Genomic DNA, 23,508 nt, shown 5'->3' with positions numbered 1-23,508 from the left:
ACTCGCGTTCCCGGGGCTTTTCTCCGGGGCCTGGCGCCGTGCAGCAGCCTTCTCATACACCGTGATCTCCACAGCCAATCTCACTATCCAGTTCGGTCCCAAACCCCTGTTCGAAAACGTCAGCGTCAAGTTCGGGGAAGGTAACCGGTACGGTCTGATCGGCGCCAATGGCTCCGGCAAGTCGACGTTCATGAAGATCATCGGCGGCGACCTCGAGCCCAGCGCGGGCAACGTGTCGCTCGAGCCGGGCGTGCGCCTGGGCAAGCTGCGCCAGGATCAGTTCGCCTTCGAAGAAATGCGCGTGCTCGACGTGGTCATGATGGGCCACGCCGAGATGTGGGGCGCGATGTCCGAGCGCGATGCGATCTACGCCAACCCGGAAGCCACCGACGACGACTACATGCGCGCCGCCGAGCTGGAAGCCAAGTTCGCCGAGTACGACGGCTACACCGCCGAGGCGCGCGCGGGCGAGCTGCTGCTGGGCCTGGAAATCGCGGTCGACCAGCACAACCTGCAGATGAAGGAAGTCGCGCCCGGCTGGAAGCTGCGCGTGCTGCTGGCGCAGGCGCTGTTCTCGAATCCCGACGTGCTGCTGCTCGACGAGCCGACCAACAACCTGGACATCAACACGATCCGCTGGCTCGAGAACGTGCTCAACAGCTACCAGAGCACGATGATCATCATCAGCCACGATCGTCACTTCCTGAACCAGGTCTGCACCCACATGGCCGACCTGGATTACCGCGAACTGCGCATCTATCCGGGCAACTACGACGACTACATGCTGGCCTCGACGCAGGCCCGCGAGCGCCTGTCGGCCGACAACGCCAAGGCCAAGGAACGCATCAGCGAGCTGCAGGACTTCGTGCGCCGTTTCGCCGCCAACAAGTCCAAGTCGCGCCAGGCCACCTCGCGCCTGAAGCAGATCGACCGCATCAAGGCCGACCAGGTCGAGGTCAAGCCCTCGTCGCGCCAGAATCCCTACATCCGCTTCGAGCAGAACAAGGTCATGCACCGCCTGGCGGTCACGGTCGAGAAGCTGTCGAAGTCGTACGACCAGCCGGTCATCCGCGATTTCTCGGCCATGATCGATGCCGGCGAGAAGATCGCCATCATCGGCGCCAACGGCGTGGGCAAGACCACGCTGCTGCGCCTGCTGGCCACCGATCTGGCGCCGGATTCGGGCTCGGTGAAGTGGTCGGAAAATGCCGACATGGGCTACATGGCCCAGGACGTGTCCGATCAGTTCAAGCAGACCGACATCAATCTGTTCGACTGGATGTCGGAGCACCGCCAGCCGGGCGACGACGACCAGGCGATCCGCTCGGCCCTGGGCCGTCTGCTGTTCGGCAACGATGACCTGCCCAAGGCGCCCAAGGTGCTGTCGGGCGGCGAGAAAAACCGCATGACCTTCGGCCGCCTGATGCTGGGCCGCCACAACGTGCTGTTGCTCGACGAACCGACCAACCACCTGGACATGGAATCGATCGAGTCGCTGCAGTTCGCGCTGGAGAAGTACCAGGGCACCCTGATCTTCGTCTCGCACGACCGCGAATTCGTGTCGGGCCTGGCCACGCGCGTGATCGAGATCCTGCCCTCGGGCGAGCTGATCGACTACCGCGGCGGCTACGAAGACTACCTGGCCTCGCGCGGCCTCGACGCCTGATCCGCGCGGCCCGCCCGCCCGACGCCCGCCCGGCAGCGATGCCCGACGGGCTTTATTACGTTTAGTTCTTAAAAAAGAAGATATTTATAGTTTGGCTTCATATAACAGATTGTTAGATTAGGACTTCGACCGATCCTCGGCGCCCCGTGCGCCCGTGCCTCGCACCCTATGAATCTGACTTTCGACCACGTCCACAAGCAGTTTGGCTCGCTCCAGGTGGTGGACGGCTTTTCCAGCGAATTCAAGACCGGTGAGCTGGTGGCGCTGGTGGGCCCGTCCGGCTGCGGCAAATCCACGCTGCTGCACCTGGCGGCCGGCCTGGAAAAACCCACCGACGGCCGCGTGCTGGCCGACGGTCAGGCCATCACCGGTCCGAATCCGAGCCGCACGCTGGTGTTCCAGGAGCATGCGCTCTATCCCTGGCTGACGCTGCGCGACAACGTCGCGCTCGCGCTCGAGTTCCAGAACGTGGCAAAGAAAGCGGCCCGCGAACGCGCCGACGGCTGGCTGGCGCGCGTCGGCCTGGACGGCTTCGAAGCCTACTACCCGCACCAGGTGTCGGGCGGCATGCGGCAGCGCTGCGCGCTGGCCCGCGCCTTCATCGCCCAGCCGCAGACCCTGCTGATGGACGAGCCCTTCGGCGCGCTGGACGCGCTCACGCGCCTGTCGCTGCAGGACGTGCTGCGCCAGCTGATCGAACAGGAAAAACCCACCGTGCTGCTGGTCACGCACGATGTCGATGAGGCGCTGTTCCTGGCCGACCGCATCGTGGTGTTCAGCCCGCGTCCGGCCCGGGTGCTGCAGGAGTTCAACCTGCGCCATCGCGCCAAGACTCACGACCTGGCCGACCTCGCCGGCGAGAAGCGCGAGATCCTGCGTCTGCTGGGCATCGCGGTCGGCGAGCATGCCGACGCGCTGGCCGCTTGAACACGACATTCCCCCCGATTCGATCGCGGCGCAGCGCGCCGCGACGTCCATACCGATAGCCCGATTCTTTCCGGAGTTCCGAGATGAAACTGAAGCAATGGCTTTCCCTGCCGCTCGCCGCGGCCCTGCTGGCCGCCGCCCCGGCGATGGCCGCCGAGAAGTTCCGCGTGGGGTATCTGCGCGTGATGGATGACGCCCAGGCCATCGTGGCGCAGGAAGGCGGCTTCTACAAGAAGGCCGGCCTGGATTCGGAACTGATCGAATTCAAGTCGGGCACCGACCTGATCAAGGCCATCGTCGGCGGCCAGCTCGACATCGGCGTGCTGGGCTTCACCAACGCCGTGGCCTGGGCCTCGAAGGGCGCCGACCTGAAGGTGGTGGGCGGCGCGCAGCAGGGCTATCACTCGCTGCTGGTGCGCGACGACTCGGGCATCCAGGACATCGCCGGCCTGAAGGGCAAGACGCTGGCCTCGCAGGCCGAGGGCAGCACCGCCGACGTGGTGCTCAAGGGCGTGGTGCTGCAACAGGGCAACCTCAAGGCCGACGACGTCAACGTGATGGGCGTGAGCCCGGCCGTGGCCGTGCAGTCGCTGGTGGGCAAGCGCGTCGACGCGGCCTTCCTGTTCGAACCCTACGACCGCATCGCCCAGCTGGTGGCGCCGGTCAAGCAGATCTATGAAGTGGGCCAGGCCTGGCCGTTCCCGTGCATGGTGGTGATCACCTCGGGCGAGACGCTGGCCAAGCGCAAGGATGACGTCTGGAAGGCGCTGGACGCGCAGAAGGCCGCCATCGACCTGCTGCAGCAGAAGCCCGCCGAGGCCTCCAAGCTGATCTCCTCGTACTTCATCGCCGAGCCCACGCTCAAGACGCTCAAGCGCGGCGAACTGCCGCGCGACACCGTGATCACCGAAGCGATCACGACCCAGGTGTTCACGCCCAAGCTGACCGACAAAGACACCAAGCGCATGCAGGAAATCGCCGACATCCTGCAGGCCCAGGGTTCGCTCAAGACGCGTGACGGCAAGCCGTACGACGTGAGCTCGATCGTCGACCTGTCCTGGCAAGAGGCGCGCAAACTTTGACCTCCGCAACCCGTGTCACCGGCACGCGCAAGTACCTCGCGGGGGTACTTGGCGTGCTTTTCATTTTGCTCATCTGGCAGGCCGCCGCCTGGGTGTTGCCCGATTTCCTGATGCCCGGGGTGCCGGCCGTGCTGGCGCGCCTGGGCGAGGAAGTTGGCAATCCCAACTTCCATCAGGCGCTGGTGGGCACGCTCACGCGCCTGGGCGCGGGCTACGGCCTGGCGCTGCTGGCGGGGGTGGGTTTCGGCCTGATCGCCGCGCTGCTGTTCTTCTTCCGCGAGGTGCTGCGCAGCGCCATCGTGATCCTGCAGTCGATCCCGTCGATCGCCTGGGTGCCGCTGTTTCTCATCGTGATGGGTTTCGGCAATACGCCGATCATCGTGGTGGTGGCGCTGTCGGCGTTCTTCCCGGCCGCGCTGTCGGTGATGAACGCGACCGAGTCGGTCCAGCGCGTGCACGTCTCGGCGGCGCGCGTGATGGGCGCCACGCCGTGGGGCCTGGTCAAGCGCGTCTACCTGCCGGCCGTGATGCCCGAGCTGATCACGGGTGCCCAGCTGGCCTTCGGCAACGCCTGGCGCGCGCTGATCTCGGCCGAGATGCTGATCGGCTTCGGCAAGGGCCTGGGCCGTTCGCTGGCCTACTCGGGCGAGATCGCCGACATGACGGGCGTGATGACCAACATCCTGGTCATCGCCGTGCTGGCCGCGCTGATCGATCAGTTCGTGCTCGAGAAACTCAAGCACCGCCTGCTGCGCTACCAATACGTCTGAGCCCCGCATGACGCGCGCCTCCCGCATTCTTCTCCCCGCCCTGGTGGCGTCCTGCGCGGCCCTCGCCACGCTGGCCGCGGCCGACGGCGCGCCCAAGGGCGATCCATGGGCGGCGGCGCGGGCGCGCGGCGAGCTGCGCGTGGGGGTGGCCACGGTCGCGGCCGCGCCGGCCGCGGGCGCCAAGATCCGCACCGCCGAGCGCCTCGACGCGCCGGTCGCGACGCGGCTGGCCGAACGCCTGGGCTTGCCGCTGGTGTGGGTGCAGGTGGCGCCGGCCGACGCGGCGCGGGCGCTGGCCGAGGGCCGCGCCGACCTGGTGCTGGCCGACCGCCCCGCGGGCGGGCGTGACGCCGGCGCGCCGCCGGACCCGGCGCTGCAATGGGTCGGCACGGGCTACCAGGCCCGGCCCAAGGCCGTGATCCGCAGCGACACGCCGCTGCGCCGCTGGGAAGAGGTGCGCGGCAAGTCCGTCTGCATGGCGGGCAGCGCCACGGCCGCGCGCCAGCTCGCCGAGCAGTACGGCGCGCAGGTGCAGATCCACAAGGCGCCCTCGGATGCGCTGGTGGCCGTGCGCGAGGGCAGCTGCGACATCGGCCTGGTCGACGACGCCGTCTGGGCGCCGCTGATGGCGTATCCGGAATGGCGCAAGTTCTCGTCCACGCTGCCGGCCGCCGGCCAGCGCCGCGAGCTCGGCTGGTATGCCGCGCCCGCGCAGGCGCAATGGCTCGGCGCCGAAATGCAGCGCTGGGCGCGCGACGGCGCCTGGAAGGCGATGACGGACAAGTGGGCCCGCGACGTGGCCTTCGACGTCTATCTCGACCAGGAAGTGCCCGACTGCCACGGCTGAGGCGGCGGCACGCCTGCCGCTACAATCGCGCCGTATGACGTACACGCTGACCGCCGCCTGTTCCCACCAGGAAGACATCAAGAAGAGCCGCTTCGTCGCGCACGCCGCGCCGGTGGCCGACGTGGAGGCGGCGATGGCGTTCTTCGCCGCGCACAGCGTGCCCGATGCCACCCACAACTGCTGGGCCTATCGCATCGGCCAGAACTACCGCTACAACGACGACGGCGAGCCCGGCGGCACGGCCGGCCGGCCCATACTCCAGGCGATCGACGGCCAGGCACTCGACCGCGTGGCGGTGCTGGTGATCCGCTGGTTCGGCGGCATCAAGCTCGGGGCGGGGGGATTGGTGCGGGCCTACGGCGGCTGCGCATCGAACTGCCTGCGCGCGGGCGAACGCAGCGAGATCGTGGCGCTGGCGCGGGTGCGGCTGCGGGTGGGATTCGCGGAGTTGCCGCTGTTGCAGGCGCGGCTCGCGGAGGCCGGCGCGCGCATCGCCGACGAGGAATTCGACGGCGAGGGGGCGCGGCTGGTGCTGGAGGCGCCGCGCGCGGCGCTGGCCGGTCTGGAGCAGACCGTGGCCAACATCACGCGCGGCAGGTCGGGCTGGCACGTCGAGGACGACACGGCCCCCGCTTGAGCAGGACGCTCAGGCGTCCTTGCCTTCCTTCTCCTGCGCCGCTTCGATGTCGCGGTGCACCTCGCTCATGTCGACTTCCTTGACCTTGGCGAGCAGCTCGTCGAGCTGGCCGGCCGACAGGGCGCCGGGTTGCGAGAACAACAATACCTTTTCGCGGAAGACCATCAGCGTGGGGATCGAACGGATGCCCAGCGCGCCGGCGAGCTCCTGCTCGACATCGGTGTTGACCTTGGCGAAGGTCACGCCGGGATGCTTCTCGGCAGCCTGCTCGAACACCGGCGCGAAGCCGCGGCAGGGGCCACACCAGGGAGCCCAGAAGTCGACGATCAGAGTGCCGTCCGGGGTAATGGCTTCCTGGAAGGAATCTTTGGTGAGTTCAACGATACTCATAGTGTCGTCCTTGCCGCGTCGTGCACGGCTTTTCGGGTTTGCACCCTGGTTGCGTGGCGCTCTGGTGAACGCCACGATACTGCTTTTTCGCTGCGCGGATAACGCGATGCGCTGCGCGCTCAGGCCGCGCGGGCGGCCAGCGCTTGCTGCTTGAGGTTGGCCACGATTTCATACGAGCGCAGGCGGTCGGCGTGCGCATGGAAGTCCGACACGATCATCACCTCGTCGGCCTCGGTCTGCGCGATCAGCGCCTCGAGCTTGCGCTTGACCGTTTCCGGCCCGCCCACGATGGCGGCGCCGAGCCGCTGTTGCACCGCCGACTGCTCCCATTCGTTCCACAGGCCGTCCATGCTTTCGACGGGCGGCTGCAGCGGCAGGCGATTGCCGCGGATCAGCGACAGGAACTTCAGTTGCTGCGTGGTGGCAAGGAAACGGGCCTCCTCGTCGGTCGGGGCCGCGATCACCGGCACGCCGATCATGGCGTGCGGCCGGCCCAGCGTGGCCGAGGGCTTGAACAGGTGGCGGTACAGGCGCATGGCCGCCATGCCCTCGGGCGAGAAGTGGCCGGCGAACGAGAACGGCAGGCCCAGCTCGGCCGCCATGCGGGCCGAGAAGTCGCTCGATCCCAGCAGCCAGATCGGGATGTCGAGGCCGGCGCCGGGAATGGCGCGCACGGCCTGGCCCGGACGCTCCGGGGCGAGCAGGGCGCGCAATTCCTCGACCAGCTGCGGAAACTCCAGGCCGCTGCGCGGGCTGCGGCGCAACGCCTGCTGCGTGGCGCCGTCGCTGCCGGGCGCGCGGCCCAGGCCCAGGTCGATGCGGCCCGGATACAGGCTTTCGAGCGTGCCGAACTGCTCGGCGATGATGAGCGGCGCGTGGTTCGGCAGCATGATGCCGCCCGATCCCACGCGGATGCGCCGGGTGTGGCTGGCCACCAGGCCGATCAGCACGGCGGTGGCGCTGCTCGCCACGCCCGTGATGTTGTGGTGTTCGGCCAGCCAGAAGCGGTTGTAGCCCAGTTTCTCCACATGACAGGCGAGGTCGACCGTGTTGCGAAACGCATCGGCCGCGGTCTTGCCCTGCACGATGGGGGCGAGATCCAAAACCGAGAGGGGCACGCTGGCCAATGCGCTCATGATGGGGGCTCCGGGGTAGGGCTGCACGCGCCGGGCGTGAAGCTATGGGATTCGTCGAATGTATATGGGGAGTGTATCGACGAATTCAACCGGCCTTGGGATCAACCTTACGCCCCGCCGGGTCGATAGTCAGCCTGTATCGCGCTGATATGCGCCGTGCGATGGGGCGAGCACGTGCCGTGCCTGGCGGCCACCCGCGGCCGCCTCGAATGCAACACGGCCCGCGCGGGGCGGGCCGTGAGGGGCGGGCGTGGTGCAGCCGCGTGTCGCACGCGGGCGCGGCGGATGCCTTATTCCGGGAAGAACGCGTAACGGATCACGAACAGGATGGCCACCAGCCAGGTGGCCGGGTGGATCTGGCGCCAGCGGCCGGTCGCGGCCTTGAGCGCGACATAGCTGATGAAGCCGAAGGCCAGGCCGTTGGCGATCGAGTAGGTGAACGGCATGATGAGCGCGGTCAGCGCGGCCGGGGTGGCCTCGGTGACTTCGTTCCAGTCGATGTCGATCAGCTCGCGCATCATCAGGCCGGCCACGTAGAGCAGGGCGGGCGCGGTGGCGTAGGCCGGCACCGAGCCGGCGAGCGGCGAGATGAACAGCGCGGCCAGGAACAGCAGGGCGACGACCAGCGCGGTCAGGCCGGTGCGGCCGCCGGCCTGCACGCCCGAGGCGCTTTCCACGAACGCGGTGGTGCTGCTGGTGCCCAGCATCGAACCGGCCACGATGGCCGAGCTGTCGGCGAACAGCGCGCGGCCCAGGCGGTTGGGGCGGCCTTCGGGGATCAGGTTGGCGCGCTTGGCCACGCCCATCAGCGTGCCGGTGGCGTCGAACACCTCGACCAGCACGAACACCAGGATCACGTGCACGAAGCCGGTGTGCAGCGCGCCCATGATGTCGAGCTTCATGAAGGTGGGCGCGAGGCTCGGCGGCGCGGCGAACACGCCCTTGAACTCGTTGTAGCCCAGCACCATCGACAGCACCGTGACCACCAGGATGCCGATCAGGATGGCGCCGCGCACGCGCAGCGCGTCGAGGGCGGCGATGATGAAGAAGCCCAGGATGGCGAACAGCGGGCCGGGCTGGCGCAGGTCGCCGAGCGTGACCTTGGTGGCCGGATGATCGACCACGATGCCGGCCGACGACAGCGCGATGATGGCCAGGAACAGGCCGATGCCGGCCGCGATGGCGCTGCGCAGCGAGTGCGGGATGCCCTTAATCAGCCAGGCGCGGATGCCGGTGACCGTGAGCAGCAGGAAGATGATGCCGGAGATGAACACGGCCCCGAGCGCCTGCTCCCAGGTGTAGCCCATGGTCTTGACCACCGTGAACGCGAAGAACGCGTTCAGGCCCATGCCGGGCGCCATGCCGATCGGCCAGTTGGCCACGAGCGCCATGATCATCGACCCGAGCGCGGCCGCCAGGCAGGTGGCCACGAACACGGCGTCGCGGTCCATGCCGGTCGACGACAGGATGTCGGGATTGACGAAAATGATGTACGACATCGTGAGGAAGGTGGTGATCCCCGCCACGATTTCGGTGCGCGCGCTGGTGGCGTGCGCCTTGAGTTGAAAGAGCTTCTCCAGCATTGCTTGGTCCCCGGATGGAAGAGGTCGGCTCGCTCTGCCGTGGTCGGCGGGCGTCCCTGTTGCCGTCTATAAAGGTAATTCGGCGCGTATTTTCGCACCAGTTGTAAAATCCTTGCCCATGATTATTCTTGGTTTTGAAAGCTCCTGCGACGAGACCGGCGTGGCCGCCGTCTGTACGGAGCGCGGACTCCTGGCGCACGCCCTCCACAGCCAGATCGCCATGCACGAGGAATACGGCGGCGTGGTGCCCGAGCTCGCCTCGCGCGACCACATCCGACGCGTCGTGCCGCTCACCCGCGAGGTGCTGGCCCAGGCGGGCATCGCGCGCGCCGACATCGGTGCGGTGGCCTACACCGCCGGCCCCGGCCTGGCCGGCGCGCTGCTGGTGGGCGCCAGCGTGGCCCAGGCCTATGCCTGGTCGCAGCAGCTGCCCGCCATCCCGATCCACCATCTCGAGGGCCATCTGCTCTCGCCGATGCTGGCCGATCCGCGGCCCGACTTTCCGTTCGTGGCGCTGCTGGTGTCGGGCGGCCACACGCAGCTCATGCGGGTCGACGGCGTGGGCCGCTACGAACTGCTGGGCGAGACGCTCGACGATGCGGCCGGCGAGGCCTTCGACAAATCCGCCAAGCTGCTCGGGCTCGGGTATCCGGGCGGCCCCGCGCTGTCGCGCATGGCCGAGCAGGGCGACGCCACCCGCTTCGAGCTGCCGCGCCCCATGCTGCACAGCGGCGACCTCGACTTCAGCTTCAGCGGCCTGAAGACCGCCGTGCTGACCCGCGTGAAGGCGGCGCAGGCCGACGGCGGCATCGACGCGCAGACCCGCGCCGATCTCTCGGCCAGCACGCAGGCGGCCATCGTGGACGTACTGGCGGCCAAGGCCGTGCGCGCGCTCAAGCAGACCGGCCTTGCGCGGCTGGTGGTGGCGGGCGGCGTGGGCGCCAACAAGTTGTTGCGCGAGCAACTGGCCCGCGCGCTCAAGCCGCTCAAGGCCACGGCCTATTTCCCGCCGCTCGCGCTGTGCACCGACAACGGCGCCATGATCGCCTTCGCGGCGGCCGAGCGCGTCAAGGCGGGCCTGGTCGATCTCACCGAGGGCAGCCATGCCTTCACGGTGCGGCCGCGCTGGGATCTCGCCGACATCTGCGTCGCCTGAGGCGGCGCGGCGTCAGGGCGCGGCCGGCGGACCGTCGGCGCGCGCCTCGCCATACAGCAGGGCATGCAGGTCCAGCCCGCGCAGCAGTTCGGCCGTGGCATCGGCCAGCCGCGTGGCCGGCCGCTGGCGCGGCGTGGCCAGCACGAGGCGGTTGCGGATCACGGGCGCCTCGATGCGGCACACCGCCAGCGCCGGCCCGCCCAGGGCCGCCGAACGCGGCAGGATGGCGCAGGCCTGGCCCTGCGCCGCCAGCTCGAGGATCGTCTGCACCGCATCCACCTCGGTCACCACATTCAGGCGCACGCCCACGCGCCGGCACACGCCCTCGACCAGCGTGCGGATGGCGTTGGGCAGGCTGGGCAGGATGAGCGGATAGGCCGGCAGTTGCGAGACGGTGATGCGGGCGGGCAGGGCGGGCCGCGAGCCCGCCGCCGCCACCAGCACCAGATCTTCGCGCAGCAGCGATTCGGTCAGGATCTGCGGCGTGGCGGGGGGATCGTAGAGCACCGCCAGGTCGACCCGTCCGGCCAGCAGCCACTCGCGCACCTGCGCCGACAGGCCTTCGGCCACGGCGATGGAGGCCTGCGGGAAGGCACTGCGAAAACGCGCCACCAGCGGCGGCGTGAGCACCCGCGCGATGCGCGGCGGCAGCCCCACCACCACCTTGCCGGCCGGCGTGTCGCCCAGCGTGCGCAGGTCTTCGCGCGCGCGTTCGGCCAGGTGCAGCAGGCCGCGCGCGTGCCCGAGCAGCCGCACGCCGGCCTCGGTGGGCTCCACGCCGCGGCCATTGCGATAGAGCAGATGCTGCCCGAGCTCGAGTTCGAGCAGGCGCACCTGTCGGCTCAGGGTCGGCTGGGCCACGCCCAGCGCCTCGGCGGCGCGCGAAAAGCTGCGGCCCTCGGCCACCTGCACGAAATACGCGATCTGTTTGAGGTCCACGGCGGTGTTGGATATAGAGAAATCGAATAACTGAAATAAAAGATATAGCATTGTTGGCGATGCGGCAATCGGCCACCATGGCGTTTTTCCAGGAAGCCACATGCCCGATTGCCTGCCGCCCCTGTCCGATCCCAGCGCGCCGCGCCATGCCTTGCCCGCGGGCGCCTGCGACACGCATTGCCACGTCTTCGGGCCGGCGCAGCGCTTTCCGTACGCCGAGGGCCGCAGCTACACGCCGCCCGACGCCTCGCGCGAGGCGCTCGCCGCGCTGCACCGGCATCTGGGCATCACCCGCGCGGTGGTGGTGCAGGCGGCCTGCCACGGCGCCGATCATTCGGCCCTGCTCGACGCGCTGGCGCATGCGGGCGGCCGCTACCGCGGCGTGGCGGTGCTGCGTCCCGACGTGAGCGACGACACGCTGCAGCGCCTGCATGCGGGCGGCGTGCGCGGGGCCCGATTCAACTATGTGCCGCACCTGGGCGCGCCGCCGGCCGAGGCCGACGTGCTGCGCCTGGCGGACCGCCTCGCGCCGCTGGGCTGGCATCTGTGCCTGCACGTGGACGGCGCCGCGCTGCCCGGCCTGCTGCCGCTGCTGCGGCGCCTGCCGGTGCCGTTCGTGGTGGACCACATGGGCCGCATCTCGGCCGCGCGCGGCCTGGACGATCCGGCGTTCGTGGCGCTGCTCGGCCTGGCCGACCAGCCCAACGCCTGGGTCAAGATCTCGGGCATCGACCGCATCGGCAGCGGCACGCGCCCGTTCCACGAGGGCCTGCCCTTCATGCGCGCCATCGCGCAGGCCATGCCCGGCCGGACCCTCTGGGGCACCGACTGGCCCCATCCCAATGTGCGCGGCGACATGCCGGATGACGGCGAAGTGGCCGACGCGCTGTTTCTCGCCGTGCCCGACGCCGGCCTGCGCCACCGCATCCTGGTGGACAACCCGGCACGGCTCTACGGTTTCGACGACGCGCCGGGCTGAGCCGCGGCGCACCCACAACACAAACACACATTCCTACGCAGAGGAGACACAACATGCAGATCAAACAGATGCTGTCGGCCGGGGCGCTTGCCCTGGCCGCATTCGGCGGCCTGAGCGCGGCCGCGCAGGCCGAGGCGCCCGTGCGCCTGATCGTGGCGTTCCCGCCGGGCGGCCCGGTCGACATGGTGGGCCGGGTGCTGGCCGAGCGGCTCGGCAAGGAGCTCGACCGCCAGGTGATCGTCGAGAACAAGGCCGGCGCCAACGGCAACATCGGCGCGGCCTTCGTGGCCAAGGCGCCGGCCGACGGCTCGGTGCTGTTCCTCACCAGCGTGGGCGCGGTCGCGATCAGCCCGGCGCTCTATAAAGAGCTGCCGTACCGTCCGGACCAGGACTTCGCGCCGGTTTCGCTGGTGGTCAACAACGCCACCGTGTTCGTGGTGAATCCGAAGAATCCGGCCAAGGACGCGGCCGACTTCGTGAAGCGTTCGCAGGCCGATTCGCAGCCGGTGGCCATCGGTTCGTCGGGCGTGGGCAGCATTCCGCACCTCACGCTGGAGATGTTCACCGACGCGAGCAAGGCCAAGGTGATGCACGTGCCGTACAAGGGCGCCGCGCCGGTCATCAACGACGTGATGGGCAACCAGGTGGCCGGCTTCTTCGGCGACGTGCCCGGGCTGATCGGCCACATCCAGGGCGGCAAGCTCAAGCCGCTCGGCCTGGCCGCGCCCAAGCGCCATCCGCTGCTGCCCGACGTGCCGACGCTGGCCGAACAGGGCATCGCCGGCGTGGAGTCGAACAACTGGTATGGTCTGCTGGCGCCCGCCGCCACGCCGCCCGCCACCATCGAGAAGCTGAACCAGGCCGTGCGCGCCGCGCTGTCGGATGAGGCCACCCGCAAGCGCCTGCAGGCCTTTGGCGCCGAGCCCGCGCCGTCCACGCCCGCCGAGCTGGCCGCCCTGATGCAGTCGGACCGCAGCAAGTGGTCGGGCCTGATCGAACGCAAGCAGATCCGTCCGGAGTAACGCATGAGTGAAACCTCCCGCCTGGCGCCGGTGGCGCCCGGCACCCGTCCCGAACTGGCGCCGCTCGAGGCCCGCATCCAGGCCTCGCGTGGCCGCATCTCGCCGCTCTATCAGGTGCTGCTCAACAGCGCGCCAATTTGCGAGGGATGGGAAGCGATGCTGACCGCCGTGCGCAACAACAACTCCCTGCCGGCCCGCCTGCGCGAGCTGGTCATCCTGCGCGTGGCGGTGCTCAACGGCGCACCCTACGAGTTCGAGGCGCACGTGCCGCACGCGCAGAAGGCCGGCGTCTCCGACGCCGCGATCGCGTCGCTGCGAGGCGGCCCGGAGCCGCGGGACGTGCCCGACCTGGCCGCCGGCGAGGCAGAGGCCCTGGCCTACACCGACGCGATGACCCGCGCCATCGAGGTGCCCGATGCGGTGTTCGAGCCGCTGCGCGCGCATTTCCCGGCGCAGGGCCTGCTCGACCTCACCGCCACCATCGCCGCCTACAACATGGTGTCGCGCCTGCTGGTGGCATTGCGCGTGGGCCATTGACCCCTTGAATCCAGAGAATCCCATGCAGACCCTGCTTTTGCGCATCGATGGCCAGTTGCTCGACGCCGATGCCGCGCGCGCGCTGCGCGCCCACGTCCTGAGCGCGAGCCCCGGCATGCGCGTCGAAGTCTATGCGGCCGCCGATCCGGCACAGCCGGAGACCTACGTCTATTGCACGCCGGCCTCGGCCGACACGGCCGGCCACGACCTGGCCGCCGTGCGGGCACTGGCCGACGAACGCTATCCCGGCGCCACCACCCGCATCCTCGACGCGCTGGCCGATCTCGACGGCGCCAGCGCCGGCGAGGCGAGCCACTGGCACTACGTGGTCGAGACCGACGTGCTGCCCGAGGCCGAAGAGGATTTCAACGCCTGGTACGACCAGGAACACATGCCCGGCCTGGCCGCGGTGCCGGGCTCGGTGCGGGCGCGGCGCCTGCGCTGCCCCGACGGCGGCCCGCGCTATCACGCCTGCTACGACCTCGCCACGCAGGAGACCTTCGGCAGCCCGCCCTGGCTGGCCGTGCGCGCCACCGACTGGTCGTCGCGGGTGCGCCCGTCGTTTCGCAACACCAAGCGCACGATGTTCCGCAAGGTCCTGGCCTGATCCCGGGTCGGTGCGCGCTCAACCAAAGAAAAATCGCCGGCGGGCTTGATGCCCGGCCGGCGATTTTGCTCGTGGGGTCCGCCGCGGGCGGACTTACTTCTTTTTCGAGCCGATCTTGCTCTCGGTGCCCTTGATGAGGCGGGAGATGTTGGCGGCATGGCGCCAGAACAGAATGGCCACGATGACCGCGATGGCCAGCGTGATCTGGGTGTGGGCATACCAGGCGGTGCCGCTGCCCAGCACGTAGAAGATCGGGGCGCAGAACGACGCCACCAGCGCCGACAGCGACGAGTAGCGCGTGAGCACCGCCATGATCAGCCAGGTGGCCACGACGGCCAGCGCCAGCCAGAGGTTGATCGCGGCCAGCACGCCCAGCGCCGTCGCCACGCCCTTGCCGCCCTTGAAGCCCAGGAAGATCGGGAAGACGTGGCCCAGGAACACGGCCACGGCGACCAGCGCGAACACGGCCGGGCTGATGCCGGGCACCAGCGTGCCGGCCAGCCACAGGGCGAACCAGCCCTTGGCGGCGTCGCCCAGCAGCGTCAGCGCGGCGGCCTTCTTGTTGCCGGTGCGCAGCACATTGGTGGCGCCGGGGTTTTTCGAGCCGTAGCTGCGCGGATCCTGCAGCCCCATGAGCTTGCTCACGACCACCGCGAACGGGATCGATCCGATCAGGTAGGCGAGCAGCACCAGTCCGGCGGTCAGCGCCAGGGAGGGAGGGGTGGTCAGCATGGTGGCGGGGGTGTCCTTGTTGTTGTTTGCGTGGCGTGGCCGATGGCCGGGCGCCGGAGGCAGGGGATTCTACCGCGACGGCGGGCCGCGCCAAATCCGGCGCAACCCGCGGGCGTGATCGGATGCGGGTCCGGCCCGGCATGCGGGGCGAGTCTGACGGTACAATCCACGCCTGTCGGTTCGCGGTCAGCGCGGCCGGATGTTGCGGAGGGGTAATGCGTATATTGGTTTCGAACGACGACGGCTACAACGCGCCGGGGCTTGAGGCGCTGGTGCAGGCCTTGTCCGGGCTGGCTGAACTCACCGTCGTGGCTCCCGAAACCAATCACAGCGGCGCCTCGAATTCGCTCACCCTGAACCGCCCGCTGTCGGTGCGCACCGCGTCCAACGGCTTCATCTACGTCAACGGCACGCCCTCCGACTGCGTCCACGTGGCCCTCACCGGCCTGATGGACCATCGCCCCGACCTGGTCGTGTCCGGCATCAACAACGGCGCCAACATGGGCGACGACACGCTGTACTCCGGCACGGTCGCCGCGGCCACCGAGGGCTACCTGTTCGGCATTCCCGCCATCGCGTTCTCGCTGGTCGAGAAGGGCTGGGACCACATCGAATCGGCCGCCCGGGCCGCGCGCCAGGTGGTCGAGCGGCAGATCGCCGAGCCGCTGGGCGCCCCGGTGCTGCTCAACGTCAACATCCCCAACCGCCGTTTCGAAGACCTGCGCGGCCTGCAGGTCACGCGGCTGGGCAAGCGCCATCCGGCCGAGCCGGTGGTGCGCAGCACCACGCCCTACGGCGAGCCGATCTACTGGATCGGGCCCGTGGGCCTGGCCGCCGACGCAACGCCCGGCACGGACTTCCATGCCGTGACCGAAGGCGCGGTGTCGGTCACCCCGCTGCGTCTGGACCTGACCCACACCGGCCAGCTCGACGAAGTGCGCACCTGGGCGGCTCCGCTATGCGCAAACGTCTAGGCCCGCAGGAGGCGCCCACGCCGGGCACGCTCAAGCCCGCCACGCCGCGCTACGACGGCCGCAGCCTGGCGCCCGGCTACACCGCCAGCAACAGCAACACCCGGATTTCGGCCGCCACGCTGCAGCGCCCCGCGCCGGTGGTGCAGGCCGCCTCCAACGGCAACATGGGCCTGAACTCCGACCGCCTGCGCCAGGCCATGGTGCAGCGCCTGCGCGCGCAGGGCGTGTCCGACGACCGGGTGCTCAACGCGATGGCCGCCGTGCCGCGCCACATCTTCGTCGACGAGGCGCTGGCCAGCCGCGCCTACGAGGACGCGGCGCTGCCCATCGGCCACTCGCAAACCATCTCCCAGCCCTGGGTCGTGGCGCGCATGATCGCCGCGGTCTGCGAGGGCCGCACCCCGACCCGGGTGCTCGAAGTCGGGGCGGGCTGCGGCTACCAGGCCGCCGTCCTGTCGCAATTCATCCGCGAGGTGCACGCGATCGAACGCATCCGCGGTCTGTACGAGCTGGCGCGCACCAATCTGCGCGCGCTGCGCCTGACCACCCGGGTGCGCCTCATTTATGGTGATGGCACGCTCGGGGTGCCCGGCGTGGCGCCGTTCGATGCTATCGTTGTGGCTGCCGCCGGCCTGGCGATTCCGCAGGCGCTGCTCACGCAGCTCGCGCCGGGCGGACGCCTGATCGCCCCCGAGGGCACCACTAGCCAGCGGCTGGTGCTGATCGAACGTACCGGCACGGCAACCTGGAAACGCACCGAGCTCGAGGCGGTGCGTTTCGTGCCTCTGAAGGCCGGAATACAATCTTGAGCAAACAGGAGAATCGTATGCTCAACGGGCAGTTGCAACTGACCGACCCCTTTCTGAAGGGCGCGCTCGCCGCGCGCCTGCGTCGCCCCGCCTTGATGACGGGCCTGCTGTGCCTGGCCGTGCTGGCCGGCTGCACCTCCACGGGCAAGCGTGCCCCGGTCGTCGACATGACGGGCGGCGGCGCCTCCACGAGCGCCCAGGCCAGCGGCGGCACCTATGTCGTCAAGCCCGGCGACACGCTCTACAAGATTGCGCGCGCAAACAACGTCGATCTCGAGACGGTCAAGCGCCTGAACAACCTGTCCGATCCCAACCAGATCCACGTCGGCCAGGTGCTGCGCGTGTCCGGCACGGCCACCGCCGGCGCCGGCACCAGCACCACGCCGATCGGTTCCACCAAGACCGAGCCGCGCCCGCTCGACCAGCCGGCCGGCACCACGCCGCCCACCGGCACCGAGCCCGACACCAGCACCCAGGTCGCCTCCGGCACGCCGCCCCCCGAGACGCCGCCCAAGCAACCGGCCCGCGCGGCCGATGCCGGCGTGATCAGCTGGGGCTGGCCGTCCACCGGCCAGATCAGCCAGACCTTCAACAGCAACAGCAAGGGCATCGATTTCGCCGGCAATCCCGGCGACCCGGTGATCGCGGCCGCCGACGGCAAGGTCATGTACAGCGGCAACGGTGTGCGCGGCCTGGGCAACCTGATCATCATCAATCACACCAACGGCTTCATCACGGCCTACGCCCACAACCGTGCGCTGCTCGTGAAGACCGGCCAGAACGTCAAGCGCGGCACCAAGATCGCCGAGATCGGCCAGACCGACGCCACGTCGCCCAAGCTGCACTTCGAGATCCGTCGCCAGGGCACGCCCGTCGACCCGCTGCAATACCTGCCTCCGCGATGACGCCCACGCTCGTTTTCGATCTGGAAACCCTGCCCGACGTGGCCGGCCTGCGCCGGCTGCACGGCTGGGGCGACGACGTCTCCGACCTGGAAGTGGCCGAGCGCGCCTTCGCCGCCCGCCGCGAGGCCGTCGGCCACGACTTCCTGCCGCTGCACCTGCAGAAGGTGGCGGTCGTGGGCTGCGTCTTCCGCGACGACAACGGCTTTCGCGTCAAGACGCTGGGCCAGCCCGACGATCCCGAGTCGGCGCTGCTCAACCAGTTCTTCAAGACGATCGAGCGCTACACGCCCCGGCTCGTGAGCTGGAACGGCTCCGGCTTCGACCTGCCCGTGCTGCATTACCGCAGCCTGATCCACGGCATCCAGGCGCCGCGCTACTGGGACCAGGGCGAGGAAGACCGCGACTTCAAGTTCAACAACTACATCAGCCGCTATCACAATCGCCACATCGACCTGATGGACCTGCTGGCCAAGTACAACGGCCGCGCCAATGCGCCGCTCGACGAGCTGGCCAAGCTGTGCGGCTTTCCCGGCAAGCTCGGGATGGACGGCAGCAAGGTGTGGCAGGCCTGGAACGAAGGCCAGGCCGACGCGGTGCGCGCCTATTGCGAAACCGACGTGGTCAACACCTGGCTGGTGTATTGCCGTTTCCGCTTCATGCGCGGCGAGATCGACCAGGTCGCGTACGAGCAGGAAATCGCGCTGGTGCGCGACACCCTGTCGGCCAGCGACGCGCCGCACTGGCGCGAATACCTGGCCGCCTGGGACGCGAGCTGAGGCCCGTGTCGCTCGGACCCGGCAAACGGCTCCCGCGCGGAGCCGTTTTCTTTTTTCCGCCCCCGCGCAATCGACTGAAACACACCTGCCGAAAACGAAACCTGCCTGAAATCGGCCCCGGCCAACAATAGCCTCGCGTTCTACTCATTCAGGAGGTACCTCATGTCCCGCAATCGTTTCGCTCTGCGCTCCTCGCTGGCCGGTCTGGCCATGGTGATTTCCGCCGGCGCCTTCGTCGCCCCGGCCATGGCTGCGCCGCAAGACGGCAAGCCGGCGCCCGAGGCCCGCCACAAGGGCCCGCGCCACGGCGGTGAAATGCGCGATGGCGCGTTCATCCCCGGCATCGGCCCGCTGTCCAAGGCCGACATCGACGCCCTCAAGCTCGATGCCAAGCAGCAAGGCCTGTTCGACACCGCCCGCGCGTCGCAGGAAGCGCTGATGAAGCAGCGTTTCGAGGCCGGCCGTGCCGAGCATCAGCTGCTCAAGGAACAGCTTGCCGCCAACAAGCTCGATCCGCGCGCCCTGTCGGCCGCCGGTGAGAAGAGCCGCGATCAGTTCCGCGCGGAAGGCGACAAGGTTCGCGACCAGTGGCTGGCCGTCTGGGACAGCCTGAACCCGGGTCAGCGCGACCAGGTCACCAAGCTGGTCAAGGAGCGCTCGGCCAAGATGGAAGAGCGCATGGCCAAGAAGGGCCACCGTGGTGACGCGCCCCCGCCGCCGCCCCCGGCCCCCGCGCCCGCCCAGTAATGGTATAGCGCGACGACGCCCCGGCCCCGGCCGGGGCGTTTTTCGTTGGGCGCGGAGCGGTCGGCGGCGTGGGCCTCGGGTTGCGGCGGTCCGAATGCGGCGGCCGTGGTATTCGCAGATCCGCGCGCACCGCAATCGTTGCATGCGCATCGAACCGCCGGCTGGCATGCCCATGGATGGCGCGCGCTGCGCCGGGATGGCGCAATCCGGGTGTCTCGCGGCGGGCGTGTCGCACCAATGCGGTGCGCACGCGCGCGTCCTGGGCGGGCATGACCGTCCCATGACAGGGCCGTGAAAGTTGGCATGGACATTGCTTGAGCGGAGATGGGCCGATCGGGGAGGGGAGCTATTCGACGCGATCGGCCGGACAGGCGCGATGGGCAGCAAACATCCGCCGTTGACTCCTACCATCAGGATCCGTGCAAAATGAAAAAGTCCTTGCTTGCCCTGCCGTTTGCCTTTGCTGCATGTGTGGCCCCCGTGCACGCCGAACCCACCGATCTCGGCGCCGGTTTCTCGCTCAGCGGCAATGCCGCCGTCGTCAGCGACTACCGCTTCCGGGGCTACTCGCAAACGAACTTCCGCCCGGCCGTGCAGGTCGGCTTCGACCTCGCGCACAGCTCGGGCTTCTACCTCGGCAACTGGAACTCGAACGTCTCCGACTTCGTCTTCACCGACGGCAATCTGGAGATGGACTTCTACGGCGGCTGGAAGGGCGACGTGGGCGGCGGCCTGGGCCTGGACGTGGGCGTGCTGCACTACTACTACCCCGGCTCCAGCTCGCCCAAGGGCGGCAACTACAACAACACCGATCTCTACCTTGGCCTGAGCTACGCCAACTACTCGCTCAAGTACTCGTACACGCCCGGCGACTTCTTCTCCGCGCCCGACACCAAGGGCACCTGGTACCTCGACGGCACGGCCACGTTCGACCTGGGCGACGGCTGGGGCCTGGTCGGCCACCTCGGCTATCAGAAGCTCAAGAACCAGGTCAACATGGATGGCGACGACATCGGCCACTACGTCGACTACAAGCTGGGCGTCACCAAGGACCTGAAGGGCTGGGTCGTGGGCCTGGCCGCCGTGGGCGCCAACAAGGACAACTGGCTGCCCACCAAGAATGGCCATCCGTCGGGCCGCCTGGGCGCGGTCTTCTCGGTCTCGCGGGCCTTCTGACGCACCTCCCGGCCGCGTGCCGCCTCGGGCGGACTGGGTGCCCCGATTTTGGGGGACGCAGTCCGCCCGAGCTTTGTCCGCACCTGCCTTACAATGCGCGGCTGCTGCTGAATCTGGATGTGTGCGAGATGCTCGACGTATTGAATATCGAATCCCTGGACCTCGAAGCCCGGGGCATCGCGCGCCGCGAGGGCAAGGTCGTGTTCGTGGAGGGCGCATTGCCCGGCGAGCGCGTCACTGCCACGACGGTGCGCAAGAAGCCTTCTTATGAAATCGCGCGGGTCGACGAGGTGCTGCGCCCGTCGTCGCAACGCGTCGTGCCGCGCTGCCCGCACTTCGGCGTCTGTGGCGGCTGTGCCATGCAGCACCTGGAGCCCTCCGCACAGGTGGCGATCAAGCAGCGCGCGCTCGAAGACACCTTCTGGCACGTCGGCAAGATCAAGCCGGCGCGCATGCTGCCGCCGCTGCAGGGCCCGACCTGGGGCTACCGCTATCGCGCCCGCCTGTCGGTGCGCGTGGTGCCGAAGAAGGGCGGCGTGCTGGTGGGCTTTCATGAGCGCAAGAGCAGCTACGTGGCCGACATGCGCGAATGCCACGTGCTGCCCAAGCATGTGAGCGCGCTGCTGATGCCGCTGCGCGCGATGATCGCGCAGATGTCGCGCCCGGACCGCATGCCGCAGATCGAAGTGGCGCTGGGCGACCAGTCCACCGCGCTGACGCTGCGCCATCTCGAGCCCCTGACCGACAACGACATCGCCATCCTGCGCCGCTTCGCGGCCGAGCACGACGTGCAATGGTGGCTGCAGGCCAAGGGCCCCGACACCGTCCATCCGCTCGAGCCGGCCGATGCCGAGCGCCTCGCGTACACGATGCCGGAGTTCGGCCTGCGCATGCCGTATCGTCCCACCGACTTCACGCAGGTCAACCACGCCATCAACCGCGCGATGGTGTCGCGCGCGCTGCAACTGCTCGACGTGCAGCCGACCGATCGCGTCGCCGACCTGTTCTGTGGCCTGGGCAACTTCACGCTGCCGCTGGCCACGCAGGGCCGCGAGGCCGTAGGGGTCGAGGGCAGCAAGGCGCTCACCGATCGCGCCTACGAGGCGGCCGCGCGCCATGGCCTGCAGGATCGCACCAGCTTCGCCACGCTCAACCTGTTCGAGGTCGACGTGGAATGGCTGCGCGGCCTGGGTTACTTCGACCGCATGCTGATCGATCCGCCGCGCGAAGGCGCGCACGCGGTGGCGCAGGCGCTCTCGCTGCTCGCGCCCGAAGAGCGGCCGCGCCGCATCGTCTACGTGTCCTGTGCGCCCGCCACGCTGGCGCGCGACGCGGCGATCATGACGCACGAAGGGGGCTGGGTGATGAAGGCTTCCGGCGTGATCAACATGTTCCCGCACACCGGCCACGTCGAGTCGATCGCGGTGTTCGAATCGCAGCCGGCCGAGCTGGTGCTGCAGGCACAGGCCCAGGCGCGCGAGAAGGCCGCCGAGGCCGCGCTGCTGGCCGCGCAACAGGCGGAGCAGGCCGCCGCCTGAGCGCGCTCGCCGCATCCGCGGCAGGCGAACGCCGGCGTAAAGACGCCGCGCGATCAGGTCGCCGGGATCATCGTCCCGGCGCGGCGCCGGGCAAGGGCTCGGGCGCGGCGGCGTGTTGGCCGGGCGCCGGGACGAGCGTCGTGTCGGACCATCCCGCCCCGAGCGCCTTGTACAAGGCAATGCCGCCCTGCAACTGCGCCAGCTGGCTCAGGGCCAGCGCATCGCGCGCCTGGTTCAGGCTGCGTTGCGCCACCAGCACCGGCAGGTAGGCACTCAATCCACGCGCATAGCGTTGGGTCGCCTGTTGCAGGGCCCGTTGGCCATCGGCCACGGCCGGCTGCAAGGCGGCCTGCCGTCGACGTTCGCTGGACCATGCGGTCAAGGCGTCTTCCACGTCGCGCAGCGCCGAACGCACGTCCCGCTCGTAGACGCGCCGCGCGGCGTCTGCGTTGGCCTGGGCCGCGCTCACGCCGGCCCGCGCGCGGCCGGCGTCGTAAAGGGGCTGGCTGCCCTGCATCGCGGCAGACCACGCCAGGCTGGCGCCCGAGAACAGGTCGTGGATGGCGCTGGCGGTGGTGCCGATCCCCAGGGGGATGCGAAACGTGGGGAAGCGTTCGGCCTCGGCCACGCCGATCCGCGCGGTGGCGGCGGCCAGGCGTCGTTCGTCCGCGCGCAGGTCCGGGCGTTGGCGAATCACTTCCGAAGGCAGTGACAGCGGCAGGTCGGCCGGCAGGGACAACGCGGGCGCGGGCGTCGCGAGGGCGGCATGCCAGTTGCCCGGAAACCCGCCCGCCAGCGCACCGATGGCATGGCTGAAACGGGCGATGTCCGCTTCCAGCAAGGGCGGCTGCGCCTCGGCCGTCTCGCGCTCGGCACGGGCCTGGGTGACGTCGGCCAGCGTACCCAGGCCGTTGCGGTGCGCCCGTTCGGCCAGGCGCTCGGCCTCGGCCAAGGTGCGGATATTGTCCAGCGCGATGGCCAGACGCAGCTGCGCGGCGCGCAGCCCGGCGTAGTCGGACACCAGTTCGGCCACCAGGCTCACTTGCAGCGCACGATGGTCCTCCGCCAGCGCCTGGATGCCAGCATCGGCGGCCTCGACCGCGCGACGCGTGCCGCCGAACAGATCCAGCTCCCAACTGGCATCGAATCCCAGCTGCCAGGTTCGTGCGCGCCCGCCGGGCTGCGCGCTGAGCGCCTTGCTGCCGCGCACGGCCTCGCCCACGGCGCCGACCGAGACGTCGGGCAGGGCGGCCGCGGCGATCTGCACGCGCTCGGCGCGGGCCTGGCGCAGGCGTGCCAAGGCGATCTCCAGTTCCTGGTTGTGTGCCAGGGTCTGCTCGACCAGGCGGTCGAGCAAGGGATCGTTGAACGCGCGCCACCAGGTGCGCAGGCCATCGGGGTTCTCCCCGGACGCGGCGGCGCCGGCCTCGATCCAGTGCGCGGGTACGTCCAGCGCGGGCGTGCGGTAGTCCGGGCCCACGGCGGTGCAGCCGGTCAGGGCGGCCAGCAGCGCGGCCAGCATGGCCTGCCGCAGACGCGGCGGCGTGCGAGCGATGGGTGCGAGCATGGTCTT

Annotated in this window: 24 protein-coding genes; 18 read left to right on the top strand and 6 right to left on the bottom strand. The window is 69.4% G+C overall.

What is annotated here, in order from left to right:
* Positions 1-61: 61 nt before the first annotated feature.
* The 6 genes from CEG14_RS12650 (at position 62) to CEG14_RS12625 (ending at position 5,929) form a co-directional block, all read left to right on the top strand.
* Positions 62-1,666 (top strand): ABC-F family ATPase, encoded by a 1,605-nt coding sequence (locus CEG14_RS12650; RefSeq protein WP_094826700.1) that lies wholly within the window; start codon positions 62-64, stop codon positions 1,664-1,666.
* A gap of 168 nt (positions 1,667-1,834) precedes the next feature.
* Positions 1,835-2,593 carry an ABC transporter ATP-binding protein gene (locus CEG14_RS12645; protein ID WP_094826699.1) on the top strand — a complete coding sequence of 253 codons (759 nt, stop codon included), beginning with the start codon at positions 1,835-1,837 and terminating at the stop codon, positions 2,591-2,593.
* 83 nt (positions 2,594-2,676) lie between these two features.
* Positions 2,677-3,675 carry an ABC transporter substrate-binding protein gene (locus CEG14_RS12640; RefSeq protein ID WP_094826698.1) on the top strand — a complete coding sequence of 333 codons (999 nt, stop codon included), beginning with the start codon at positions 2,677-2,679 and terminating at the stop codon, positions 3,673-3,675.
* The gene (locus tag CEG14_RS12635; RefSeq protein WP_094826697.1) at positions 3,672-4,445 is read left to right on the top strand and encodes an ABC transporter permease; all 774 of its coding nucleotides are present in this window, start codon (positions 3,672-3,674) and stop codon (positions 4,443-4,445) included. Before CEG14_RS12640 ends, CEG14_RS12635 begins: the two co-directional genes overlap by 4 nt.
* A gap of 7 nt (positions 4,446-4,452) precedes the next feature.
* Positions 4,453-5,292 (top strand): transporter substrate-binding domain-containing protein, encoded by an 840-nt coding sequence (locus CEG14_RS12630; RefSeq protein WP_094826696.1) that lies wholly within the window; start codon positions 4,453-4,455, stop codon positions 5,290-5,292.
* 34 nt (positions 5,293-5,326) lie between these two features.
* Positions 5,327-5,929, top strand: coding sequence for an IMPACT family protein (locus CEG14_RS12625; RefSeq protein WP_094826695.1), 603 nt, complete (start codon positions 5,327-5,329; stop codon positions 5,927-5,929).
* 9 nt (positions 5,930-5,938) lie between these two features.
* On the opposite strand, the gene CEG14_RS12620 is transcribed toward CEG14_RS12625, so the two are convergent.
* From CEG14_RS12620 to CEG14_RS12610, 3 genes are all read right to left on the bottom strand, one after another.
* A complete protein-coding gene (locus tag CEG14_RS12620) occupies positions 5,939-6,319 on the bottom strand; it encodes a thioredoxin family protein (RefSeq protein ID WP_094826694.1) in 381 nt (126 codons plus the stop codon).
* A 119-nt stretch (positions 6,320-6,438) separates the two neighbouring features.
* Complete coding sequence (locus tag CEG14_RS12615; protein ID WP_094826693.1) at positions 6,439-7,455, bottom strand: LLM class flavin-dependent oxidoreductase; 1,017 nt, start codon at positions 7,453-7,455, stop codon at positions 6,439-6,441.
* Positions 7,456-7,745: 290 nt separating this feature from the next.
* Positions 7,746-9,038 carry an NCS2 family permease gene (locus tag CEG14_RS12610; RefSeq protein ID WP_094826692.1) on the bottom strand — a complete coding sequence of 431 codons (1,293 nt, stop codon included), beginning with the start codon at positions 9,036-9,038 and terminating at the stop codon, positions 7,746-7,748.
* Positions 9,039-9,156: 118 nt separating this feature from the next.
* On the opposite strand from CEG14_RS12610, the gene tsaD reads away from it, so the two are divergent.
* Complete coding sequence (gene tsaD, locus CEG14_RS12605) at positions 9,157-10,194, top strand: tRNA (adenosine(37)-N6)-threonylcarbamoyltransferase complex transferase subunit TsaD (protein ID WP_094826691.1); 1,038 nt, start codon at positions 9,157-9,159, stop codon at positions 10,192-10,194.
* 12 nt (positions 10,195-10,206) lie between these two features.
* Here the strand turns inward: tsaD and CEG14_RS12600 are convergent, their stop codons facing one another.
* Complete coding sequence (locus tag CEG14_RS12600) at positions 10,207-11,133, bottom strand: LysR family transcriptional regulator (protein ID WP_094826690.1); 927 nt, start codon at positions 11,131-11,133, stop codon at positions 10,207-10,209.
* A 100-nt stretch (positions 11,134-11,233) separates the two neighbouring features.
* On the opposite strand from CEG14_RS12600, the gene CEG14_RS12595 reads away from it, so the two are divergent.
* The 4 genes from CEG14_RS12595 to CEG14_RS12580 are packed head-to-tail and all read left to right on the top strand — an operon-like array spanning position 11,234 to position 14,278.
* Positions 11,234-12,112 (top strand): amidohydrolase family protein, encoded by an 879-nt coding sequence (locus CEG14_RS12595; RefSeq protein WP_094826689.1) that lies wholly within the window; start codon positions 11,234-11,236, stop codon positions 12,110-12,112.
* A 53-nt stretch (positions 12,113-12,165) separates the two neighbouring features.
* Entirely contained in the window at positions 12,166-13,134 is a 969-nt protein-coding gene (locus CEG14_RS12590) for a Bug family tripartite tricarboxylate transporter substrate binding protein (RefSeq protein ID WP_094826688.1), read from the top strand.
* 3 nt (positions 13,135-13,137) lie between these two features.
* A complete protein-coding gene (locus CEG14_RS12585) occupies positions 13,138-13,671 on the top strand; it encodes a carboxymuconolactone decarboxylase family protein (protein ID WP_094826687.1) in 534 nt (177 codons plus the stop codon).
* 22 nt (positions 13,672-13,693) lie between these two features.
* Positions 13,694-14,278 (top strand): DUF4286 family protein, encoded by a 585-nt coding sequence (locus tag CEG14_RS12580; protein WP_094826686.1) that lies wholly within the window; start codon positions 13,694-13,696, stop codon positions 14,276-14,278.
* A 93-nt stretch (positions 14,279-14,371) separates the two neighbouring features.
* Here CEG14_RS12580 and plsY read toward each other — a convergent pair whose 3' ends face one another.
* Entirely contained in the window at positions 14,372-15,010 is a 639-nt protein-coding gene (gene plsY / locus CEG14_RS12575; RefSeq protein WP_094826685.1) for a glycerol-3-phosphate 1-O-acyltransferase PlsY, read from the bottom strand.
* Between the two features lie 215 nt (positions 15,011-15,225).
* Here plsY and surE point away from each other — a divergent pair, with 215 nt between their 5' ends.
* The 7 genes from surE to rlmD all read left to right on the top strand — a co-directional run bounded on the left by surE (position 15,226) and on the right by rlmD (position 21,935).
* Positions 15,226-15,984 carry a 5'/3'-nucleotidase SurE gene (gene surE / locus CEG14_RS12570; protein ID WP_094826684.1) on the top strand — a complete coding sequence of 253 codons (759 nt, stop codon included), beginning with the start codon at positions 15,226-15,228 and terminating at the stop codon, positions 15,982-15,984.
* Entirely contained in the window at positions 15,969-16,793 is an 825-nt protein-coding gene (locus tag CEG14_RS12565) for a protein-L-isoaspartate(D-aspartate) O-methyltransferase (RefSeq protein ID WP_176461486.1), read from the top strand. Before surE ends, CEG14_RS12565 begins: the two co-directional genes overlap by 16 nt.
* Positions 16,794-16,810: 17 nt before the next feature.
* Entirely contained in the window at positions 16,811-17,698 is an 888-nt protein-coding gene (locus tag CEG14_RS12560; RefSeq protein WP_094826683.1) for a peptidoglycan DD-metalloendopeptidase family protein, read from the top strand.
* Positions 17,695-18,474 carry a 3'-5' exonuclease gene (locus CEG14_RS12555; protein ID WP_094826682.1) on the top strand — a complete coding sequence of 260 codons (780 nt, stop codon included), beginning with the start codon at positions 17,695-17,697 and terminating at the stop codon, positions 18,472-18,474. Before CEG14_RS12560 ends, CEG14_RS12555 begins: the two co-directional genes overlap by 4 nt.
* Positions 18,475-18,636: 162 nt before the next feature.
* Complete coding sequence (locus CEG14_RS12550; protein WP_094826681.1) at positions 18,637-19,221, top strand: hypothetical protein; 585 nt, start codon at positions 18,637-18,639, stop codon at positions 19,219-19,221.
* Between the two features lie 426 nt (positions 19,222-19,647).
* Complete coding sequence (locus CEG14_RS12545) at positions 19,648-20,397, top strand: TorF family putative porin (protein WP_094826680.1); 750 nt, start codon at positions 19,648-19,650, stop codon at positions 20,395-20,397.
* A 128-nt stretch (positions 20,398-20,525) separates the two neighbouring features.
* On the top strand, positions 20,526-21,935 hold the full coding sequence (gene rlmD / locus CEG14_RS12540) for a 23S rRNA (uracil(1939)-C(5))-methyltransferase RlmD (protein WP_094827522.1): 1,410 nt from the start codon (positions 20,526-20,528) through the stop codon (positions 21,933-21,935).
* Between the two features lie 67 nt (positions 21,936-22,002).
* On the opposite strand, the gene CEG14_RS12535 is transcribed toward rlmD, so the two are convergent.
* The gene (locus CEG14_RS12535) at positions 22,003-23,502 is read right to left on the bottom strand and encodes an efflux transporter outer membrane subunit (RefSeq protein ID WP_094826679.1); all 1,500 of its coding nucleotides are present in this window, start codon (positions 23,500-23,502) and stop codon (positions 22,003-22,005) included.
* Between the last annotated feature and the right edge of the window lie 6 nt (positions 23,503-23,508).

This window comes from Bordetella genomosp. 1, from assembly GCF_002261335.1.
GTDB lineage: Bacteria > Pseudomonadota > Gammaproteobacteria > Burkholderiales > Burkholderiaceae_B > Bordetella.
Note: the sequence above shows the minus strand (reverse complement) of the source record. Positions and strands in the feature narration are given on the sequence as shown.

Bases quoted from the DNA above. Each gene is read 5' to 3' on its own strand.
- CEG14_RS12620 (WP_094826694.1), bottom strand. From the start codon at position 6,319: ATGAGTATCGTTGAACTCACCAAAGATTCCTTCCAGGAAGCCATTACC.
- CEG14_RS12615 (WP_094826693.1), bottom strand. From the start codon at position 7,455: ATGAGCGCATTGGCCAGCGTGCCCCTCTCGGTTTTGGATCTCGCCCCC.
- rlmD (WP_094827522.1), top strand. From the start codon at position 20,526: ATGCTCGACGTATTGAATATCGAATCCCTGGACCTCGAAGCCCGGGGC.
- CEG14_RS12590 (WP_094826688.1), top strand. From the start codon at position 12,166: ATGCAGATCAAACAGATGCTGTCGGCCGGGGCGCTTGCCCTGGCCGCA.
- CEG14_RS12535 (WP_094826679.1), bottom strand. From the start codon at position 23,502: ATGCTCGCACCCATCGCTCGCACGCCGCCGCGTCTGCGGCAGGCCATG.
- CEG14_RS12625 (WP_094826695.1), top strand. From the start codon at position 5,327: ATGACGTACACGCTGACCGCCGCCTGTTCCCACCAGGAAGACATCAAG.
- CEG14_RS12580 (WP_094826686.1), top strand. From the start codon at position 13,694: ATGCAGACCCTGCTTTTGCGCATCGATGGCCAGTTGCTCGACGCCGAT.
- CEG14_RS12630 (WP_094826696.1), top strand. From the start codon at position 4,453: ATGACGCGCGCCTCCCGCATTCTTCTCCCCGCCCTGGTGGCGTCCTGC.
- CEG14_RS12595 (WP_094826689.1), top strand. From the start codon at position 11,234: ATGCCCGATTGCCTGCCGCCCCTGTCCGATCCCAGCGCGCCGCGCCAT.
- tsaD (WP_094826691.1), top strand. From the start codon at position 9,157: ATGATTATTCTTGGTTTTGAAAGCTCCTGCGACGAGACCGGCGTGGCC.
- CEG14_RS12585 (WP_094826687.1), top strand. From the start codon at position 13,138: ATGAGTGAAACCTCCCGCCTGGCGCCGGTGGCGCCCGGCACCCGTCCC.
- CEG14_RS12565 (WP_176461486.1), top strand. From the start codon at position 15,969: ATGCGCAAACGTCTAGGCCCGCAGGAGGCGCCCACGCCGGGCACGCTC.
- CEG14_RS12550 (WP_094826681.1), top strand. From the start codon at position 18,637: ATGTCCCGCAATCGTTTCGCTCTGCGCTCCTCGCTGGCCGGTCTGGCC.
- CEG14_RS12555 (WP_094826682.1), top strand. From the start codon at position 17,695: ATGACGCCCACGCTCGTTTTCGATCTGGAAACCCTGCCCGACGTGGCC.
- surE (WP_094826684.1), top strand. From the start codon at position 15,226: ATGCGTATATTGGTTTCGAACGACGACGGCTACAACGCGCCGGGGCTT.
- CEG14_RS12560 (WP_094826683.1), top strand. From the start codon at position 16,811: ATGCTCAACGGGCAGTTGCAACTGACCGACCCCTTTCTGAAGGGCGCG.
- CEG14_RS12610 (WP_094826692.1), bottom strand. From the start codon at position 9,038: ATGCTGGAGAAGCTCTTTCAACTCAAGGCGCACGCCACCAGCGCGCGC.
- plsY (WP_094826685.1), bottom strand. From the start codon at position 15,010: ATGCTGACCACCCCTCCCTCCCTGGCGCTGACCGCCGGACTGGTGCTG.
- CEG14_RS12545 (WP_094826680.1), top strand. From the start codon at position 19,648: ATGAAAAAGTCCTTGCTTGCCCTGCCGTTTGCCTTTGCTGCATGTGTG.
- CEG14_RS12645 (WP_094826699.1), top strand. From the start codon at position 1,835: ATGAATCTGACTTTCGACCACGTCCACAAGCAGTTTGGCTCGCTCCAG.
- CEG14_RS12640 (WP_094826698.1), top strand. From the start codon at position 2,677: ATGAAACTGAAGCAATGGCTTTCCCTGCCGCTCGCCGCGGCCCTGCTG.